At 68.9% G+C, this 18,065-nt stretch carries 18 protein-coding genes; 5 read left to right on the top strand and 13 right to left on the bottom strand.

Annotated elements, in window-relative coordinates:
- Nucleotides 1-23: 23 nt before the first annotated feature.
- Nucleotides 24-881, bottom strand: coding sequence for a hypothetical protein (locus tag F8566_RS25810; protein ID WP_225993522.1), 858 nt, complete (start codon nucleotides 879-881; stop codon nucleotides 24-26).
- A gap of 187 nt (nucleotides 882-1,068) precedes the next feature.
- On the opposite strand from F8566_RS25810, the gene F8566_RS25805 reads away from it, so the two are divergent.
- Complete coding sequence (locus F8566_RS25805; protein ID WP_151564286.1) at nucleotides 1,069-1,890, top strand: lysophospholipid acyltransferase family protein; 822 nt, start codon at nucleotides 1,069-1,071, stop codon at nucleotides 1,888-1,890.
- 52 nt (nucleotides 1,891-1,942) lie between these two features.
- Nucleotides 1,943-3,115: a DUF5925 domain-containing protein gene (locus F8566_RS25800; RefSeq protein ID WP_151564284.1), complete on the top strand. Its 1,173-nt coding sequence runs from the start codon at nucleotides 1,943-1,945 to the stop codon at nucleotides 3,113-3,115.
- A gap of 58 nt (nucleotides 3,116-3,173) precedes the next feature.
- Here the strand turns inward: F8566_RS25800 and F8566_RS25795 are convergent, their stop codons facing one another.
- Together F8566_RS25795 and F8566_RS25790 are read right to left on the bottom strand one after the other, a co-directional pair.
- Nucleotides 3,174-4,424 carry a trans-sulfuration enzyme family protein gene (locus tag F8566_RS25795; RefSeq protein ID WP_151564282.1) on the bottom strand — a complete coding sequence of 417 codons (1,251 nt, stop codon included), beginning with the start codon at nucleotides 4,422-4,424 and terminating at the stop codon, nucleotides 3,174-3,176.
- Between the two features lie 199 nt (nucleotides 4,425-4,623).
- The gene (locus tag F8566_RS25790; protein WP_225993521.1) at nucleotides 4,624-5,409 is read right to left on the bottom strand and encodes a DUF2470 domain-containing protein; all 786 of its coding nucleotides are present in this window, start codon (nucleotides 5,407-5,409) and stop codon (nucleotides 4,624-4,626) included.
- Nucleotides 5,410-5,491: 82 nt separating this feature from the next.
- On the opposite strand from F8566_RS25790, the gene rpsD reads away from it, so the two are divergent.
- Nucleotides 5,492-6,100, top strand: a complete 609-nt coding sequence (gene rpsD, locus F8566_RS25785) for a 30S ribosomal protein S4 (protein ID WP_151564280.1) — start codon at nucleotides 5,492-5,494, stop codon at nucleotides 6,098-6,100.
- Between the two features lie 146 nt (nucleotides 6,101-6,246).
- Nucleotides 6,247-7,134, top strand: a complete 888-nt coding sequence (locus tag F8566_RS25780) for a TauD/TfdA dioxygenase family protein (RefSeq protein ID WP_151564277.1) — start codon at nucleotides 6,247-6,249, stop codon at nucleotides 7,132-7,134.
- A 10-nt stretch (nucleotides 7,135-7,144) separates the two neighbouring features.
- Here F8566_RS25780 and F8566_RS25775 read toward each other — a convergent pair whose 3' ends face one another.
- The 10 genes from F8566_RS25775 to F8566_RS25730 form a co-directional block, all read right to left on the bottom strand.
- The gene (locus F8566_RS25775; protein ID WP_151564275.1) at nucleotides 7,145-7,612 is read right to left on the bottom strand and encodes a MarR family winged helix-turn-helix transcriptional regulator; all 468 of its coding nucleotides are present in this window, start codon (nucleotides 7,610-7,612) and stop codon (nucleotides 7,145-7,147) included.
- Between the two features lie 99 nt (nucleotides 7,613-7,711).
- A complete protein-coding gene (locus tag F8566_RS25770) occupies nucleotides 7,712-8,713 on the bottom strand; it encodes a hypothetical protein (protein WP_151564273.1) in 1,002 nt (333 codons plus the stop codon).
- 48 nt (nucleotides 8,714-8,761) lie between these two features.
- Nucleotides 8,762-10,078, bottom strand: coding sequence for an MCE family protein (locus F8566_RS25765; RefSeq protein ID WP_151564271.1), 1,317 nt, complete (start codon nucleotides 10,076-10,078; stop codon nucleotides 8,762-8,764).
- On the bottom strand, nucleotides 10,075-11,151 hold the full coding sequence (locus F8566_RS25760; RefSeq protein WP_225993520.1) for an MCE family protein: 1,077 nt from the start codon (nucleotides 11,149-11,151) through the stop codon (nucleotides 10,075-10,077). Before F8566_RS25760 ends, F8566_RS25765 begins: the two co-directional genes overlap by 4 nt.
- Nucleotides 11,151-12,203 carry an MCE family protein gene (locus F8566_RS25755; protein WP_225993519.1) on the bottom strand — a complete coding sequence of 351 codons (1,053 nt, stop codon included), beginning with the start codon at nucleotides 12,201-12,203 and terminating at the stop codon, nucleotides 11,151-11,153. Before F8566_RS25755 ends, F8566_RS25760 begins: the two co-directional genes overlap by 1 nt.
- Before the next feature lie 80 nt (nucleotides 12,204-12,283).
- Nucleotides 12,284-13,318, bottom strand: a complete 1,035-nt coding sequence (locus F8566_RS25750) for an MCE family protein (RefSeq protein WP_151564266.1) — start codon at nucleotides 13,316-13,318, stop codon at nucleotides 12,284-12,286.
- Complete coding sequence (locus tag F8566_RS25745; protein WP_151564264.1) at nucleotides 13,318-14,406, bottom strand: MlaD family protein; 1,089 nt, start codon at nucleotides 14,404-14,406, stop codon at nucleotides 13,318-13,320. The genes F8566_RS25750 and F8566_RS25745 overlap by 1 nt, the downstream gene beginning before the upstream one ends.
- Entirely contained in the window at nucleotides 14,403-15,494 is a 1,092-nt protein-coding gene (locus F8566_RS25740; RefSeq protein ID WP_151564262.1) for an MlaD family protein, read from the bottom strand. The genes F8566_RS25745 and F8566_RS25740 overlap by 4 nt, the downstream gene beginning before the upstream one ends.
- Nucleotides 15,495-15,507: 13 nt before the next feature.
- Entirely contained in the window at nucleotides 15,508-16,362 is an 855-nt protein-coding gene (locus F8566_RS25735; protein WP_151564260.1) for an ABC transporter permease, read from the bottom strand.
- Nucleotides 16,362-17,195, bottom strand: coding sequence for an MlaE family ABC transporter permease (locus F8566_RS25730; protein ID WP_151564258.1), 834 nt, complete (start codon nucleotides 17,193-17,195; stop codon nucleotides 16,362-16,364). The genes F8566_RS25735 and F8566_RS25730 overlap by 1 nt, the downstream gene beginning before the upstream one ends.
- Before the next feature lie 209 nt (nucleotides 17,196-17,404).
- On the opposite strand from F8566_RS25730, the gene F8566_RS25725 reads away from it, so the two are divergent.
- Nucleotides 17,405-17,917, top strand: a complete 513-nt coding sequence (locus tag F8566_RS25725; protein WP_225993518.1) for a MarR family winged helix-turn-helix transcriptional regulator — start codon at nucleotides 17,405-17,407, stop codon at nucleotides 17,915-17,917.
- The last annotated feature ends 148 nt before the right edge of the window (nucleotides 17,918-18,065 follow it).

Here is an 18,065-nt window from a genome sequence, read left to right as displayed (position 1 = left end):
GTGTGGAAACCGCGCTAACTCGCTCACGCCTCAGGGAGGCGGCGGAGCAACGCTGCGAACTCGCCTGAGCCGTTCGTTTGCTCCAGGGGCGGCAGCGGGGTGAGCCTGCGCTCGCCGTGGCTCCAGTAGACGCCGTTCGCGCACGGGTCTTCGGCGTCGGCGTGCATCTCGGCGACCACGTCGGCGAAGATGGGCAGGACGTCGCGGACGGCGGTGGACGTGATGGGGTACAGCAGCAGCGTGCTGTGGCAGGGCACCCCCACGAGCGCGCCGTTCTCATTGTGGCGGGGCAGGAACTGCTCGACCTCGCTGAGCAGCGCCGACACGTACCGGCTGCCCGGCTTGGCCACGACCCGCACGTTCTCACCGGGCAGCAGCGGCTGGTCGCGGACCTCGACGTCGGCCAGCTCGCGGTCGTGCGTGTTGGTCATCACATAGCCCAGCTTGCGCAGGCCCAGCAGGCCCGCGCGGGCCTTGGTGAGCGGGCCGCCGTAGCGCGGGTGCTCGATCATGACCATCGCGTCGAAGTGGTCGCCCGCCGGGACCACCACCAGGCCCTCGCGGTCGCGCGGGGCGAGCTTGGGCACGATGCGCAGCCGCAGCAGCTCGCGCACGTCACCGAACAGCTCCATCTCGCCGACCGCCAGGAAGGCACGGTCGCCGACCTCGCGCAGCCAGTCGTCGACCACCCGGGGCCAGATCTCGCGCGGCTCCCGGGCACACCGTTCCAGCACGGTCCAGCTGGACGCGCGTGCTTCCGACCGGCCCACCGGCAGCACGACCTCGGAGGTGCCCGGGTCGAACCAGGCGCTCGGCGCCACCACCGGCAGAAGGTCCCGGATGAGCGCGTGCACGTCCACGGCCGCATCCAACGGTTCCATGCTCATCCCCTCTCCTCACCGGATCGCCGTCCCACAGCCCCGCCCATCCACCCTTTCAAAGGACCGGCTTCGCCGGGGAGCTCACCTCACGGCACGTTCCCAGGGCTAAGCCTCTCAGAGATCGGGCCCGATGTGGGATGCATCGCGCCTGCTCGCTGATCATCGTGTGCACGGGTACGGTTCATCCATGTCCGAAATCGTGTATCCACCGGTGATCAAGGCGGCGCTGGGCCTGTTCAAGGCGCTGAATCTGAAGTTCCGCCTCGAGGGGACCGAGAAGATCCCGAGCACCGGTGGTGCGGTGCTGGTCAGCAACCACGTCAGCTACCTCGACTTCATCTTCGCCGGGCTGGCGACCCACCCGGCGGGCCGGCTGGTCCGCTTCATGGCGAAGAAGGAGATCTTCGACAACAGGATCGCCGGGCCGCTGATGCGCGGCATGCACCACATCCCGGTCGACCGGCAGGCCGGGGCCGCCTCCTACAAGGCGGCGCTGACCGCGCTCAAGAGCGGCGAGATCATCGGTGTCTTCGCCGAGGCCACGATCAGCCGGTCGTTCACGGTCAAGGACATCAAGAGCGGCGCGGTACGGATGGCGGTCGCCTCCAACGTGCCCCTGATCCCGATCGCCATCTGGGGGCCGCAGCGGCTGTGGACCAAGGGCCACAAGAAGCGGCTGTTCCAGCGCGGCGTGCACGTCACGATCCTCATCGGCGAGCCGATGTACCCCAAGCGCGGCGACGACTACGACAAGGTCACCGAAGAGCTGCGGGCCCGGATGTCCGAGCTCCTGGAGAAGGCGCAGCGCGAGTACCCCGAGGTCCCCAAGGCCGAAGAGTCGTGGTGGCAGCCGGCCTACCTGGGAGGCTCGGCCCCCACTCCGGAGAAGGCCGCCGAGCTCGACGCCCAGGAGGCCGCCGAACGGCAGGCCGCCCGCGAGGCCCGCGAGGCGCAGAAGGCCGCCGAGGCGGGCGACCCCAAGGGGAAGCCCGAGAAGTCCGGTTCCTGAACGACGGGTAATTCGTTGGACGCGCGCCTCCCCCGCGCCTGATCATCGATGCATGACCACGTCGCGGGAGAGGCCACAGGAGATCCTGCATCTCGTCGAGCCCCACGAGGAGCACACCGACCCGGGGGCCGACCTCACGCTGCCCGTGGTCCTCAACCTCTCTGACAGCAACTCGCCCGCCGACGTCATGGACGTGCTGTCGCTGCGCCCGTTCGCGTCCGGCGAGCAGCCCTGGTCGCGGTCCCTCCAGCTGGACCACGTCAAGGCCGACGCACCGCTGCGCCCCGCCGCCGGGGGCAAGGTGATCCGCGTCGCCCACGAGAAGGGCAAGGAGTCCGTGCTGTACGAGGGTGACGGCTGGACGCTGCTCACCAACCGGTGGAAGCACGGCTCCGCCTACCTCGCCGTCTCCGCCGTCTCCGCCGAGCTGGCCGAGTCGATCATGGACGAGTGCACGCTCGACGCCACCGAGCCGCCCAAGACCGACGACACCAACGTGCAGATGGGTTTCTGGCACACGTCGCAGCGCGGCCCGGTCCGTACCGAGCGGGCGATCTCGGCCGACCGCTGGGAGGACATCCGGGTCAACTACACCCGCCGGGTGGCCGAGGCGTTCGACCAGGTGATGAGCCTGCGCCGGGACGAGGTCGCAGGCCGGCTCCTGCTGCTGCACGGCCCGCCCGGCACCGGCAAGACCACCGCGCTGCGGGCGCTGGCGCGGTCCTGGGACGAGTGGTGCCAGGCCGACTGCGTGCTCGACCCCGAGGCGCTGTTCGGCACGCCCAGCTACCTGATGCAGGTCGCCGTCGGCTACGACGAGGACGAGGACAACCGGCGGTGGCGGCTGCTCATCCTGGAGGACTGCGACGAGCTGATCCGCGGCGAGGCCAAGGACGCGGCCGGGCAGGGCCTGTCCCGGCTGCTCAACCTCACCGACGGCATGCTCGGCCAGGGCCGCGACGTGCTGGTGGCCATCACCACCAACGAGGACCTGGCGCGGCTGCACCCGGCGGTCGTCCGTCCCGGACGCTGCCTCGCGCAGATCGAGGTCGGGCCGCTGACACAGGCCGAGTCCGTCTCCTGGCTCGGTGACGACGACGCCGACCGTGCGGCGGAGATCGGCAGCGGCGGTGCGACCCTGGCCGAGCTGGTCGCGCTGCGCAAGGGTGAGAAGCGCCCCGTCACCGAGAGCGCTCCCACCACCGCGACCGGCTTCTATCTCTGACCGGTTTCCATCTCTGACCGGTTTCCATCTCTGACCGGTTTCTCTCCGGATCCGCGGATCACCCCAGCTTGGCGAGGGCCTGCTCGATGTCGGACCACAGGTCGTCGGCGTGCTCGATGCCGACGGCCATCCGTACCGTCCCCTCGCCGATCCCGGCGGCGGCCAGTGCCTCGGCGTCGAGCTGCCGGTGCGAGGTGCTGGCCGGGTGCATCACCAGCGTCTTGACGTCGCCGAGTGAGGGCGTGAGCGACGCCAGCCGGACGGCCTCGATGAACGTACGGCCGGCCTCGCGCCCGCCGGCGAGCTCGAACGACAGCACTCCGCCGCCGCGTCCGCCCAGCAGCCGCTGCGCCACGTCGTGCTGCGGGTGCTCGGGCAGGCCCGGGTAGTTGACCCGGGTCACCGCGCGGTGGCCCGAGAGGCGGCGGGACAGCTCCAGCGCTGTCTCGTTCTGCCGCGTGACGCGCAGCGCCACGGTGGCCAGGCCGCGGATCGCCAGCCAGGCGGCGAACGGGTCGGCGGTGGCGCCCAGCTCGGTGGCGTGGTCCCAGACCCGGCGGTGCACAGCGGAGTCGGCGAAGACCGCGACCCCGCCGACGATGTCGGAGTGACCACCCAGGAACTTGGTGGCGGAGTGGACGACGATGTCCGCGCCGTGCTCGATCGGACGGCACAGCAGCGGGGTGGCGAACGTGTTGTCGACGACCGTGCGCACGTCCGCGGCGTCGCGCACCTCGGCGATCAGTGCGGGCAGGTCCGCGACCTGGGTGGTCGGGTTGGCGATCGTCTCCAGGTAGAGCATCCGTGTCTCGGGCCGCAGCGCCGCCCGTACCTCGGCGGGGTCCTCGCCGGTCACGTAGGTGACCTCGATGCCCCAGCGCTCGGTGAGGTCCTTCAGGAGCGCGAAGGTGCCCCCGTACACGCACGACTGCGCGATCACGTGGTCACCGGACCGCAGCAACGACATCAGGACGGCGTTGATCGCACCCATCCCGGACGCGGCGGCCAGTGCGCCCGCGCCGCCCTCCAGCTCGGCGACGGCGTCCTCGAACGCGCGGACGGTGGGGTTGCCCAGGCGGCTGTAGAAGAAGGCTCCCTGCGGCCCGTCGAACGCGGCGGCCATGTCGTCGGCGGAGTCGAAGGCGAACAGGTGACCCTGGTAGATCGGCACGCTCAGCGGACGGCTGCCGGCGGGGTGGACGACGGGCGTGTGGACGACGCGGGTCTCGACGTGTTCGACGGCAGGCGCGGGGTGTTCGGCGGCAGGCGCGGGGTGTTCGGCGGCAGGTGCGGGGTGTTCGGTGTCCATGGGTCCACCCTCGGCCAGGCCAGTGGACCCGCACAGGGCCAATTCGGGAATGTGGCTTGAAACGGGACCGGGGCCGCCTCCGCACCCCGCAGCAGAGGCGGCCCACGGCCGAAACCCGAGCATCACCCGGAACGGGCCGTCCTCACATCCGGGAGACCACGGCACCGCACCACGGAACCGGACCACCGTCCGGCTGCGTTCACGACGCCTGGGGCGCGAGCATCCTGCGGTAAACGCATCGGAGGGTGTGGAGGTCCCGGACAGGCTCGGGGAAGACCACGCGCAGATCGAACGGCTCGCCGGCGGCCGGGCGGGCGGCATACGTACACCGGAGCCACATCCCGTAGGAGTCCAGCGCGAGCGGCCGGATGACGGGCGCCGGCCCGCCGGTGCCGATCCGGGTGCCGGCCTGGTCGCCGACCCGGTCGCCGACCAGGGCCGCGAGCTCGGGCCGGTGCGCCTCGTCGAGGTGCTCGAGGATGCCCGCCTCGATCGCGACGAACGGATCGGGCGCGGCGGCCTCGTACTCCTCCGGCTCCAGGGTCGCGGTCCCCCACGGGTCGTCGATCTCGACCTCGGCGACCTCCAGGGCCAGGACGGTCCACTCCTTGTTACCGGCCAGATCGAGGAGCTCCGAGCGGGGGTGCAGCCTGGACAGGATGAGCGCCGCGTCCCGGCGCCCCTCCGCGGGGATCTCGGTGAGCCAGCCGTGCAGCCATGCCCGGCCGCGCACACGGTCGGGCAGCGCCACCGGAGCGACGTCGGAGATCCGAAGGGTCGCGGGCAGGTCCTGCTCTCCCTGCAACGCCACGGCGACCGGCGAGTTCGCGGGAATGAGCAGCAGCGGACGGCCGTTCTCATCGGTGACGTGCGCCGTGACCGGCGCATACGGCACGCCGGGCACCGCCAGCACCCCGTCGGCCACCCCGTAGGCCAGCGTTCGCGCCCTCTCCGCTGCGCCCGGCCGTCCCATCGAGCGTTTCACCGCGCCTCCCTGCCTCTGAATGACGTGCTGTTGTAGGTTAGGCTTACCTAACTAAGGTGTACCTAACCATCAAAGGAGGACAATGAACAACCCCCGCCCGAAGGTCCGGCTGTCCCGTGCCCTCGGCATCCCGCTGACCCCGAAGAGCGTCAAGTACTTCGAGGCCCGCCCGTACCCGCCCGGCGTGCACGGCCGGGCCCGCAAGAACGAGTCCGACTACAAGGTCCGCCTGCGCGAGAAGCAGCGCCTGCGCGCGCAGTACAACATCCGCGAGGCGCAGCTGCGCAACGCGTTCGCCAAGGCCACCAAGGTCAAGGGCGCCAAGACCGGCGAGGCATTGATCGTCGACCTGGAGCGCCGCCTGGACTCGCTGGTGCTGCGCGCCGGCTTCGCCCGCACGATCTACCAGGCCCGCCAGTTCGTCGTGCACCGGCACATCCTGGTGAACGGCCGCCGGGTGGACCGCCCCTCGTACCGCCTGCGCCCGGGCGACGTCATCACGATCGCCGAGCGCAGCCGCTCCATGGAGCCCTTCCAGGTCGCCGCGACCGGCGTTCACAGCGAGAAGGTGCCGGGCTACCTCGACGTGCGCCACGACGCCCTCGCCGCTCAGTTCACCCGGCTGCCGGAGCGCTCAGAGATCCCGGTGATCTGCGACGAGCAGCTCGTGGTCGAGCACTACTCCCGCTGAAAGCATCGTCTGGGGGCCTGGACAGGGGGCCGCCGAGCGAAGCTCGTCCGATGACAGGGCTGTTGGGTGGGGGTGAAGTGGGTGGCTCCATCGGTTAGCATCAACCTAGCGATTGCTTGGCTGCACCCGATGGAGGCCCCAGGACAATGATCGAATTCCACCGCGTCACCGCGAACATCGGAGCCGAGGTCACCGGCGTCGACCTGACCAAGCCCCTCGATGAGGAGCAGGTTCAGATCATCCGGCAGGGGCTGCTCGACAACTACGTGCTGTTCTTCCGCGACCAGCACATCAACGACGCGCAGCACGAGGCGTTCGCGATGAACTTCGGGACGCTCGACATCCCGAAGATGAACATCGACGGTGGTGCCATCCACGTGCTGGACCAGACCGCACCCAAGGGCGAGGGCGGCGACCAGTGGCACTCCGACAACACCTTCATGAAGCGCCCGCCCACCGGTTCCCTGCTGCGCGCGGTCATCCTGCCCGAGGTCGGCGGCGACACCAACTGGGCCAACATGTACATGGTCTACGACTCGCTCGCCCCCTGGCTCCAGCGCCTCTGCGACGAGCTGTACGCCGAGCACGACCTGACGATGTCCATCACCAAGGCCATCGACAAGGGCCACCGCTTCGACCTGCGCGAGATGCAGGACAAGAACCCGCCGCAGATCCATCCGGTCGTCCGCGTCCACCCGGAGACCGGCCGCAAGGCGCTGTACGTCAACCGCTCCTCGGTGACCCGCCTGATCGGGCTGTCGCGCCGCGAGAACGAGGCGATCCTGCCCCTGCTGTTCGACGCCGTCCGCGACCCCCAGTTCCAGGTGCGCCTCAAGTGGCGCGTCGGCACACTCGCCTTCTGGGACAACCGGCCCACCCAGCACTACGCCGTTGCCGACTACACCCAGCGCCGCAAGATGCACCGCGTCACCTTCATGGCCCCCACGGACATCGACAGCGGCGTCCCGACCGGCCCCGGCGGCGTCACCGGCGACGACGCCCCTGCCGAACCCGCCGCAGCTCGCTACCTGTAATCAGCCAGGCTCAGTGCAGGGTGCCGAGTTCTTCACGCGCGTGGCTGCGGAGGATGGCAAGGGCCTCGACCAGCTGGCGGTGGGCGTCGTCGTCCAGCGGACCTGAGAAGTGCCGCCGGAGCGTCTCGGTGTGGACGGCCACCGCCTCGGCGAGTTTGGCCTGCCCGGCCTCGGTCAGGCCTACCAGCTGGCGGCGGCGGTCGTCCGGCGCGGTGTACCGGTGGACGAGGCCCGCGTTCTCCATGCGGTCGATCAGCCGTGTCATGCCACCGCTGGTCAGGATCAACCGGTCGGCCAGCTCACCCATCGTGGGGTGATTCGAGCTCGTTCTGGACAGGTTCAGGAGCACTTCGAACGCGGCGTGCCTGAGCCCGCAGCGCCGTTCGAGCTCCCGGCCCGCGATCCGCTCCAGCGCCGATGCGGCGCCCAAGAGCTCGCCGAACTCGTGGACCACGGGGTCCCACCGACCGCTCTCCATCCGCAACCCCCTTGAGCGAAACGCGCGAACGCCCCGTGCGGCTTCCAGTCAAGCCGTACGGGGCGCCGCTTCGGCGTCAGAACTCGCCGCGCAGGGCGATCAGTTCTTGGGCTTCTCGCTCTGTTCGCTCTTGGGCTGCTGGGTCTGCTGCCCGCTGGGCACGCCGGGGAGCGACCCGGCTCCGGAGCCGTCGTCGCCCGAGGCGTTCATCTGGCTGACCTTCCACTCGTCGCCCTCCTTGACGAGGGACAGCCGGATGAGGCTCTGCGGGGCCGAGTTCTGGCTCTTGCCATCGCTCACCGCGATGTCGACGGCGACCACGACGGTCGCGAACTTTCCGTCGATGTTCCCCACGTAGACCTGCTTGGTCTTGGACGTGAGGGCGGCCTGGGGACTGGTCTTGAACGCCTGCGGCAGGGTCTGGGCCGTCGAGCTCTTGTACCTCTCCAGCAGGTCGCCCGCCATGAGCTTCTGGATCTTGTCCATCTGGCTCTGGTAGTTGGTGGCGTTGTAGGACGTCGCGAGGTCCCCGAAGGCCGATGCCCGGGCGACGACGGCCGCGCGCTCGTCCTTCTCGCCCGCGGCGCCGCTCGCGCTGCGCCACTGCCAGATGGCCGCGCTCGCCAGCAACGCCACCAGGACGACGACCACGATCGCGGCATTGCGGGGAAGGCCCAGGAGGGTCGGCTGAGCGCTGCTCGCCGCCGCCGAGGTGCGCCGGGCGGGCCCGGGCTCGGGTTCCTCCTCGTCCTCCTCGTCCTCCGCTTCGATGATCTCGACCGGCGGCTTGGCCTTCTTGGCCGCTGTCGCCCTCTTGGCCGGTGTCGCCTGCTTTGCGGTGGCCGCCTTCTTGGCGACGGGCTTCTTTCTGGGGGCGGGCTCTTCGTCCTCGTCCTCGTCCTCGTCCTCGTTCTCGAGGGACTCGAGCACCTCGTCCAGATCCTCGTCCTCGAGCACCTCGATGACCCGCACGCGGCGCTTGCGCTTGGCGGCCGGCTTGGGGGTGGGCTCCTCGGTCTCCTCGACCTCGTCGGCCACGGTCTCGTCCGCCCCGGTGCCGTCGGTCTCCTCGGTGACGTCCTTGGAGGTCTTGGCTGTCACTTCAGGTACTCCTCGGGGTGGGGGTCGGTCGTCGGGTCTGTCGTCCGGTCAGTCATCCTCGTCGCCGCGGCGGCGGCGCAGTCTGCCGATGCGGGCCACGACGGGCACCGAGCCCATCATGACCTTGATCAGCACCAGGAGCGCAAGGAGCGGGGGGACGTAGATTAGCCAAGCGGGCGGCCCGCCGTCAGAGTCCGCCGACTGATTCGCGGCATTCTTTGCCTTCATCTCCGCCGCCTTCTGCACCGACGGGTCATGGGTCGGGATGGTCTGGCCGGGGTTCTTGGACTTGTACGGCTTCTGCTTGACCTTGATCGGGTCCCGCCCGTCCGGGCAGTTGGGGATCGTGTTCGTGGTGGGTTGCGGCAGCGGGTACCTGTACTCCAGCGTGGCCGTCTTCCGGAGGGTGACCAGGAAGACCACGTTGAGCACCGGCTTGCCCTGGTCGGTGCCGATGATGTTGTCGAGCACGTTCTTGAGCGCGGGCGCCTGGCGCAGGGTGTCGCGCAGGTCGGGGAGCACGTTGGGGTTGTGCTTGGTGATCCCGAGCGTACCCAGCGAGTCGACGGCGCATTCGAGGTCGCTGCCCGACTCGTCCAGCAGGGCGTTGACGGTGTTGAGCAGCTGCGGACCGTCGTCGCGCAACTGGGTGAGCTCGCCGCGGACCTCCTTGAGGGCGGCGGTCAGTGCGGCGACGTTGTCGATGCCGGCGCCCAGGCTGCCGCGGTTCTGCGCGAGCACGCGGGTGACCCTGCCGAGGTCCTTGGTGAGGCCGTCCAGGAGCTCGCTGTTCTCCGCGAACGTGGCGGAGAGCTGGTCGCTGCCGGCGATGATCTGGCGGAGCGAGCTCTCCCGGCCGGACCAGCCCTCGGCCAGCTCGTGCGTGAGGACCTGGGCGTCTTCGGGTTTGATGGCCTTCAGCGTGTCGATGACCGCGCCGAAGAGGTCGCTGTACTTGGGCGGGACCTTCGTCTGCGACACCGGGATGACGGTGCCGGCCTTCATCTTCGGCCCGCCAGGATTGACCCCGGGTGGCGGCGTGAGCTCGACGACGGGCTCGCCGACGGCCGACTTGCGCGCCGCCTGCGCCGTGGCGCCCAGCGGGATCTCGACGCCCTTCTCGATGTCGAGCTTGACGACGACCTTGTCCTTCTGCAGCCTGACCGAGTCGATCTTGCCGATCCGGGTGCCGAGGTAGTCGACCTCGAAGTTGGGGTGCAGGCCGGGTGAGGACTGGAACTCGACGGTGATGTGGTACGGCCGGTCGATGAAGTCGAAGCGGATGACGTTGTTGAACGCCCAGACCACCATGACGACGGCGAGGAGGGCGAACACGCCGAGGTTGATCGTGAGGCGTCTGTTCATCGCGGCGTCCTCAGCATCTTGTCGAGGTCCGGCAGGGCGCCCCGCAGTTCCTTGGGCACCTTGGTCGCCCCGGTGTTCTCGTTGTTGCCGGGCAGTCCCGGAATGACCGGGCTCCCGTCCGGCCACACGAGCCGCAGCAGCGGATAGAGCAGCAGCTGGCCGTCATAGCTCGCCTTGGGGAGCTTGTCGGTGAAGACGACGAGGCCGTTGACGAGGTCGGTCAGCCGCTTGCGGTTGTTGCCCAGCTGGGCCAGCACCGGGTCCAGGTCGCGCAGCAGGCCCTTGAGCCGCAGTACGCGCCCTTCGAGGACCTTGTCGTTGAGCTCGCGGGCCATCCGCGTCAGCTTCGCCACGACGCTGAGGATCTTCTCCTTGTTCTCGCGCAGCAGCCGGGTGGTCTTCTCCAGCTCCACTGGCGCCCGGTCGAGATCGTTGCTGCCCTTGGCCAGCGAGTTGCCGAGCTTGGCGAACTGGTCGACCGCCGAGCCCAGCTGCTGCCGCTGGTCGGCGAAGACCTTCAGCAGGTCTCCCGACTTGGCGATGAGGGTGTTGAGCCTCTGGCCCTTGCCGTCCAGCGCGGTCGCTCCAGCGTTGACCACGGCCGCGACGTCGTTGCCGGCCAGCTCCTTGAGCAGTGGACCGGCCTGCCCGACGACCTCTTCGAACGCGGGCTGGACGCTGGTCCGGCCGATGGCGTTGCCGCTGGCCAGGAACGGGCCCTGGTCCAGCCGGCCGCCCGGCGGCAGCTGCAGGTCGACGTAGTTCTCGCCGAGCAGGGAGGTGACCTTGATTTCGGCGTTGACGTTCCGCGGGACCTGGATGCCCTCCTTGAGGGACAGGGTGACGCGGGACCGGTAGGTCGCCTTGTCGAGCTCGACCTTGGTGACGCTGCCGACCTTGACGTCCGCCATCTGCACGCTGTGCCCGGCTACCAGACCCTGGACGTCGGTGAACGTGGCGTGCAGGGTGAGCCCGCCGCCGGGCGCGCCGGCCGTCTTGTACGAGCAGCCCGTCAGCACCAGCACGGCGGCGAGCACGACGAACGGCAACCTGCGTGTCAGCGGCCGCCTCATCAGTTGCCTCCGTTCCGCTGCTGCCCGTTCTGCTGTTGCCCGTTCTGCTGCTGTCCGTTCTGCCATGGACAGTTCGAGTTGGGTCTGGGCAGCGGGCAGTCCACGTCGTCCGTCTTCAGCAGACCCTTGAGCCAGGTGCGCAGGAACGCGTCGGTGGCGAAGCGGATCTGCAGCGACTTGTTGCCAGGGTTGTAGCCGCCGATGAGCGCCTCACCGATCCCCGGAAGGGCCTTGAGCAGGAGCGCCAGCTGCTTGGAGTTGCCCTTGAGCACGAGCGCGACCTTGGTGAGCACCGCCAGGTCGTACGGCAACTGGCCCTTGTACTTCTGGATGAGCTTGTCGCCGTTCTGCGACAGCTCCAGGATCCCGGTGATGAGGTCCTGGATCTCGCCGCGTTCGGCGCTCAGCACCCGGGTCGCCTCGCCGAAGTTGCGGATGAGCTGGCCGAGCACCTGCTCCCGGCCGCGGACCACGCCGGCGAGCCGGTCGAGGTTCTGCGCGACCTCGATGAGCTGCTTGTCCTGTCCAGCGACGTTCTCCACGAGCCGCGCGCTCTGTTCCAGCGTCGCGTTGAACTCCTTGCCGTTGCCCCGGAACGTGTCCGCCGTCTGGCCGAGCGCCTCCTGCATCTTGGTCGGGTCCAGCGCGTTCGCCAGGTTGGTGAACGAGGTGAGCGCGTCGTCCACCTCGATGGGCACGCTGGTACGGGTGATCGGGATCTCGTTCGAGGTCTCCTTGGGCTGCCCCGGCTTCCACGCCGGATGCAGCACCAGGTTGCGCTCGCCGACCAGGTTGAGCGGCACCACCGAGGCCTGGACGCCCTGCGGGAGCGGGACGTCGCCGCGGATGTGGAAGGTGACCTTGACCTTGTCGCCCTGGTTTTCGACCGAGTCGACCAGGCCGACGTCGGCGCCCATCACCTTGACCTTGGAGTCCTTGTAGAAGGACCGGGCCTTGGGCAGGTAGACGGTCATCTTCCGGTCGCCGCCGGCGGCGTCGGGGATGATCGAGCAGCCGCCGAGCGAGATCGCCAGGGCCGTGCACACCCCCACGATCCCAAGGATGCGGCGGAGCCGCGCCGGGGGGCGTGGGGGGTCGTCCCCCCTCGAACAGTAGGGCACGCGGACTCTCATCAGTTGCCTCCGCCCTGGCCGCCCGAACCGCGCCGGGTGGAGATCGGCCCCGGCGGCTGGATCGGTCCGAGCCCGGTGAGCAGGCCCTCGATCCAGCGGCCGTTGCCCTTGAGGTTGGCGACCTGGATGAACGTCGGGCCCAGCAGCGAGAAGTCGGTGTTGAGCGCGTCCATGTTGGGCGCCATCCGGGTGGTCAGCAGGTGCAGGTTGTCCAGCAGCCTGTTGAGGTCGGTCTGGTGCTTGGAGATCACGTTCGACAGCGTGCGGACCGTGCTGCTGCCCTGCCCGATCGTGGCCGCCAGCTCGTTGCGCCGCTCGATCAGCGTCCGCAGCAGGATCTGGCTGTCGGTGATGATCTGCCTGAGCTTCTCGTCCTTGGCCGCCAGCACGCCCGTGATGTTCTTGCTGTTCTCGATCAGCTTCTGGATCTCGGGCGTCGCGTCGTTCAGGGTGCGGCTGAGGGACTGCACGTTGACCAGCATCTGCCGGAGCTTCGGCGCGCTCGGCGACTGGATCTTCGTGATCTCGGTGAGCAGCTTGTCGATGCTCTTCTGGTCGAGCTTGCCGACGATGTTCTGCGCGCCCTCCAGGGCGTCCGGCACGGTGAACGGGACTTTGGTGCGGTTGAGCGGGATCCGCCGCCGCGGCTCGGGCACATCGGCCATGTACGGCTTGGCCACGGGGCCGCTGAGCCGAAGGTACCGGCCGCCCAGCAGGGTGGTGGTCGCGATCTCAGCCTGGGTGGCCTGGCCGAGGTCGATCCCGGCGTTCACGTGCCACGTCACGATCACGTTGCCGTTCTTGAAGTCCGGCTCGACCGAGGTGACCCGGCCGGCCTTGACGCCGGCGACCCGGACGTCCTGGCCCTTCTTCAGGCCGGCGGTGTCGGCGAACACCGCACTCATCGTGTAGCCGCGTTCGAACAGGTGCAGCTGCCCGACGGCGAATGCGAACACGCAGGCCGCGGCCAGCACCGACAGCGAAACGATGGCGACGACCTTCTGGTTGACGTCGCGGAGGGACTTGAGCGCCATCAGCTGCCCCCCTTGCCCTGGAGCATGGCCTTGAGCTTGGCCAGGTCCGCCTGGGATGGGCCTTGCGATTGAGAGCCCGTATCCGACTTGGGGAACTGCATCGGGAAGGGACATGGTCCCTGCACGATGTTGAGGCACAGCGCGTTCGTGCGCAGGTAGTGCCCGCCGTTGGCGGCGGCGAACAGCTGGCGCAGCGTCAGCGGGAGGTTCTGCACCATCTTTTCCAGGTTGTCGACGTTGATCCGGAACGTCTCGGCGAACTTGCCCAGGTTGCCCACGATCCGGGAGAGCTGCGCGTCGTTGCCGCCGAGCACCTGGTTGAGGTTGGTGGTGACGCCGCCGATCTCGACGACCGCGTTCTCCAGCAGCTTGTGGTTGTTCGCGAACACCTTCGCCAGCTCGGCGAGGTTGTCGACGCTCGCGGCGATCTGGCGGTCGCGCACGGCCACCGCGTCGCTGACCGTCTCGTAGTCCTTGATCATCGACCGGATGGTCGCCTTGCGGGCGGCGAACGTCTTCAGCAGGCCGTCCAGGTTCTGGATCATCAGGTTGATGTTCTGCTCGTTGCCGTCCAGCGCCTGGGAGAACGCGAAGAGGATCTTGTTGATCTGGACCGGGTCGAGGTTGCGCGTGATCGGGCCGAGGCTGTTGACGATGTCGCCGAGGTCCACCACCGACCGTGTCTTCGGCACTCGCGCGCCGTGGGTCAGCTTGGCCTGGCTGCTGCCCGGTTCGAGGTAGACGATCCGCTGCCCCATCACGTTGCGCCAGCGGATCGCGGCGGTCGAGTCGTCGGGCACCCGGACGTCGTCGTCGATCTCCATTCCGACGACCGCCTTGCCCCGTTCGACCTTGATGCTCTTGACCTGGCCGACCGGGGTGCCGGCCACCTTGACGATGTCGCCCTCCAGCAGCCCCGTGACGTCGTCGAAGGTCGCGGTCAGCTTGTAGCGCTCGTTGAAGCTCGTGCCCAGGATCTGCTGGCCGATGAAGAACGTCAGCAGGCCGGTGAACACGACGAAGACGGCGAACTTGGCCGTCACGCCCCACTGGGGGCCGCGCCCGGTCTTACGGCTGAACAGGCTCATGGCCGGCCCCCCGTCCTCGCCCTGCCGTTGTCCGCGTTCGGGTTCGTTCTCTGGTCGAACGCGGTCTTCGCCGGCCGCTGCGGGCACACGTCCACGAAGATCCCGCACAGGTCGAGGGGCAGCGACGTCCTGGCCTGCGCCAGCAGCGAGCCCTCCGGCCCGGGCACCCGGATGATCTGCCCCAGCAGGCCGAAGAACCCGTTCAGGCTGTCGAGCAGGACCGGCACGTTGCGCCGTTCCCGGGCCATCACCCGCGCGGCGTCACTCGCCCCGTCGATGAAGGAGCCCAGGTTGCCGCCGTGCTGGTCGGCGAACGTGCCGACCCGGTCGGCGAGCTCGCCCGACTGGTCCAGGAGCTGCGAGACCTTGTCGGGCCGGCCGTTGAGCGCGGGCGCGAGCTGGTTGAAGTCACGGGTGAACGTCGTCCAGGTGCCGCCCTTGTCGCCGAGCGTCCCGCCCAGCAGCCCGATGTCGTTGATCAGGCCCTGGATCACCGCGCGGTTGGCGTGCGCCGCGTCGATCACCTCGCCGCCGTTGTCGATCGTGCGGCGCAGCGCCGGCCCCTGCCCGGACAAGCCGGCGCCGAACGTGCGCACGATCGTGGCGACCTCCTGCGGGTTGATCGCCTTGGTGAGCCGGTACGCGGGCCAGGCGGTGTCGGAGAGCTCCTGGGGGTCCTTGGTCTGCGCGATCGTGCCGCCGTCGCGCAGGTAGGGTCCGTTGACCTCGTGCGCGCCGAGGTCCAGCGCCAGGTCCTTGGGGCCGAACACCGAGACCGGCTCGATGCGGGCGCTGGCGGTGTCGGCGATCTTGACACCCTTGTCGACCCGCAGCCGCACGGCGACCTTGCCGGTCTGGTCGAGCTGGACGCTCTCCACGGTGCCGACCGTGATACCGCGGATCTTCACGTCCGACTTGCCGGGGTCCAGGCCCTGCCCGGCCCGGCCGAAGGTCGCGGTGTAGCGGGTGGAGCCGCCGGTGTCGGGCTGCGAGCCGACGGCCACGAAGACGGCGCCGGCGGCGATGACGCCCGCGCCGACAAGGCCGAAGACCAGGCGGGAGGTGTTGGAGAGTGCTTCCTCGCTCATGCGTTCTCCTCGCTCATCCCGTCAACCTCACCGTGCTGCCGTGCCCCCAGAAGATGTACGAGAGGACGAGGTTCATGAGGATCATGAGGATGGTCGACTCGCGGATCGCCCGGCCCGCGGCGACTCCGACGCCCACTGGCCCGCCCGCCGCGTAGTAGCCGCGGTAGCAGTGGACGAACATGATGATGAACGCGAACACCGCGACCTTGATGACGCTGTAGAACACGTCGATCGGCGGCAGGTAGAGGTGGAAGTAGTAGTCGTAGATACCGGGTGAGAGGCCGAAGTACTGGATGGTGATGAACCGGGTGGCCCAGAAGGCCATGAACAGCGAGACCAGGTAGAGCGGCACCAGCGCGATGACGCCCGCTGCGACGCGGGTGCACACCAGGTAGGCCAGGGAGTTGATGCCCATGACCTCCAGCGCGTCGATCTCCTCGGAGATCCTCATCGCGCCGAGCTCGGCGGTGAATCCGGTGCCGACCTGGGCGACGAGCGCGACCCCGGCGATGATCGGGGTCACCTCGCGGACGTTGGAGTAGCTCGCCACAAGCCCGGTGAACGCCTCCGCGCCGATGCGTTCCAGGCCCGGATAACCCTGCAGGCCGACCATCGCCCCGGTGGCCAGCGACATCGTCGAGACGACGAAGATCATGCCGCCGCCGATCACCAGTGCGCCGACGCCGATGGTGATGTCGCTGACGTGCTTCACCAGCGTCTTGCCGTACTTGCGCCGCAGGATGATGTCGAAGAACAGGTGGTAGAGCACCCGGCCAAGGAAGATCGGGAGGTTGGCCGAGGCGATCAGGCCCGCCGACCGGTTCGAGACCGCCCGGCCGAGCTTGCGTACGGGGGAAATGGCGACCATCAAAACCTCGGGGGGAAGAGGACCTGGTAGATCATGGTGAGCACGTAGTTCGTCGCGAACACCACGATCGACGTGACCACCACCGCCTGGTTGACCGCGCGCCCGACGCCGACCGGGCCGTAGTCGCAGTTCATGCCCATGTAGCAGGCCACCGCCGCGGCGATGAAGCCGAAGATCCAGGCCTTGAACAGGGTGATCATCAGGTCCGAGAACTGCAGCAGGGAGGTGGCGCCGTCGAAGAAGGCGCCCGGGCTGACGCCCTGCTGGATGACGTTGAAGTAGTAGCCGCCCATGACCCCGGCCAGGATCACGACCGAGCAGAGCAACATCGAGACCGTGCTCGCCGCCCACAGCCGGGGGGTCACCAGGCGGTGGACGGGGTTGATGCCCATGACCTCCATCGCGGCGAGCTCGTCGCGGATGTTGCGGGCTCCCATGTCGGAGGTGATGGCCGAGCCGCCGACGCCCGACACCAGCAGCGCGGCGGCGAGCGGGGCGACCTGCTGGATCATCGCGGCGACCAGCAGCGCGCCGGTGCCGGAGGCGGCACCCAGCTGGCGGGCGATGTCGCCCACCTGAAGCGAGATGGTGGCGCCCAGGGGGACGGCGATCAGCATGACCGGGACGCTCGTGACCCGGGCGAGGAACCAGCACTGCTCGATGAACTCGCCCCACCACTGGCGGATGTCCCAGGTCCTGCGGATGCCCTCCAGGAAGGTGACGGCGAGCAGGCCGGTCTCGTCGAGCGTCCGCTCGACACGTCTGCGTGCCAGGTCCGGGGCCTTACCGAGGCTCTGCCTAACGGGGCTCTGCTTAACAGCAGGCGGGGCCATCAGCCGGAACCCTCCCCGGTGGGGGCAGGTGGAAGGGTCACTCCAGCCTCCTTCTGTCTCGGACGTTGGCGCCCATCCGATTACCACAGGCCGCACTTGGGCATCGCTTGACTACTTCAGGCGCTGCCTGTGATCTGGAGCACTCTATTGGAATAAGGTCTAGGAAGCGAGTACTTACATCCTGATTTGTCCGAAGCTACGATCAGCCGGTGCGCACCGAGACACGAGGACACGCAGATCCCCTGGTAGAGGGCATACATGACCGCTGGGAAGGCCAGGGCCTCCCCGGAGAACCCTGGGCCTTCATGGCGATCTGCTCGCTCAGCCGCCTGAACCAGCTCGTGAAAAAGGCCCTGGACACCGAGCTGAAGAAGCTGGATCTGAGCAGGACCGGCTACTTCCTGCTCACGACCCTGGCGCTCACCACCAACGGCCGGGCCCGGCTGAGCTCGCTCGGCCGGATCCTGATGATGCACCCGACATCGGTGAAGCTGACCGTCGACCAGCTGGAGGCCGCGGGCCTGGTCACCCGCGCCCGGCACCCGCGTGACCGCCGCGCCACGCTGGTCCAGATCACCGACGCCGGCCTCGACCGCGCGGGCGCGGTCAACAAGGCACTGGAGGCGCCCGACGGCGCACTCGCCGCGCTCGGGGGGATGCACGAGGACGTCTTCACCGCGCTGCAACCGGCACGCCTCGCGATCGGAGACTCCGAGCTCTAGGGCCGGGCTCCGGGGCCGGTCCGGGTGTGAACCGTGCGTGACCTGGCATGCGTATCAGGTCGACGATGGCATCACATTTCCGGCGATAAGGCACTCTATTCCCATGCCTCAGAGTCACCGCACCCGTGGACGGCCCCCCGCGTCCTCC

Source organism: Actinomadura rudentiformis (assembly GCF_008923185.1).
GTDB lineage: Bacteria > Actinomycetota > Actinomycetes > Streptosporangiales > Streptosporangiaceae > Spirillospora > Spirillospora rudentiformis.
Note: the sequence above shows the minus strand (reverse complement) of the source record. Positions and strands in the feature narration are given on the sequence as shown.

Bases quoted from the DNA above. Each gene is read 5' to 3' on its own strand.
- F8566_RS25810 (WP_225993522.1), bottom strand. From the start codon at position 881: ATGGAACCGTTGGATGCGGCCGTGGACGTGCACGCGCTCATCCGGGAC.
- F8566_RS25805 (WP_151564286.1), top strand. From the start codon at position 1,069: ATGTCCGAAATCGTGTATCCACCGGTGATCAAGGCGGCGCTGGGCCTG.
- F8566_RS25800 (WP_151564284.1), top strand. From the start codon at position 1,943: ATGACCACGTCGCGGGAGAGGCCACAGGAGATCCTGCATCTCGTCGAG.
- F8566_RS25795 (WP_151564282.1), bottom strand. From the start codon at position 4,424: ATGGACACCGAACACCCCGCACCTGCCGCCGAACACCCCGCGCCTGCC.
- rpsD (WP_151564280.1), top strand. From the start codon at position 5,492: ATGAACAACCCCCGCCCGAAGGTCCGGCTGTCCCGTGCCCTCGGCATC.
- F8566_RS25780 (WP_151564277.1), top strand. From the start codon at position 6,247: ATGATCGAATTCCACCGCGTCACCGCGAACATCGGAGCCGAGGTCACC.
- F8566_RS25775 (WP_151564275.1), bottom strand. From the start codon at position 7,612: ATGGAGAGCGGTCGGTGGGACCCCGTGGTCCACGAGTTCGGCGAGCTC.
- F8566_RS25765 (WP_151564271.1), bottom strand. From the start codon at position 10,078: ATGAACAGACGCCTCACGATCAACCTCGGCGTGTTCGCCCTCCTCGCC.
- F8566_RS25760 (WP_225993520.1), bottom strand. From the start codon at position 11,151: ATGAGGCGGCCGCTGACACGCAGGTTGCCGTTCGTCGTGCTCGCCGCC.
- F8566_RS25750 (WP_151564266.1), bottom strand. From the start codon at position 13,318: ATGGCGCTCAAGTCCCTCCGCGACGTCAACCAGAAGGTCGTCGCCATC.
- F8566_RS25745 (WP_151564264.1), bottom strand. From the start codon at position 14,406: ATGAGCCTGTTCAGCCGTAAGACCGGGCGCGGCCCCCAGTGGGGCGTG.
- F8566_RS25740 (WP_151564262.1), bottom strand. From the start codon at position 15,494: ATGAGCGAGGAAGCACTCTCCAACACCTCCCGCCTGGTCTTCGGCCTT.
- F8566_RS25735 (WP_151564260.1), bottom strand. From the start codon at position 16,362: ATGGTCGCCATTTCCCCCGTACGCAAGCTCGGCCGGGCGGTCTCGAAC.
- F8566_RS25730 (WP_151564258.1), bottom strand. From the start codon at position 17,195: ATGGCCCCGCCTGCTGTTAAGCAGAGCCCCGTTAGGCAGAGCCTCGGT.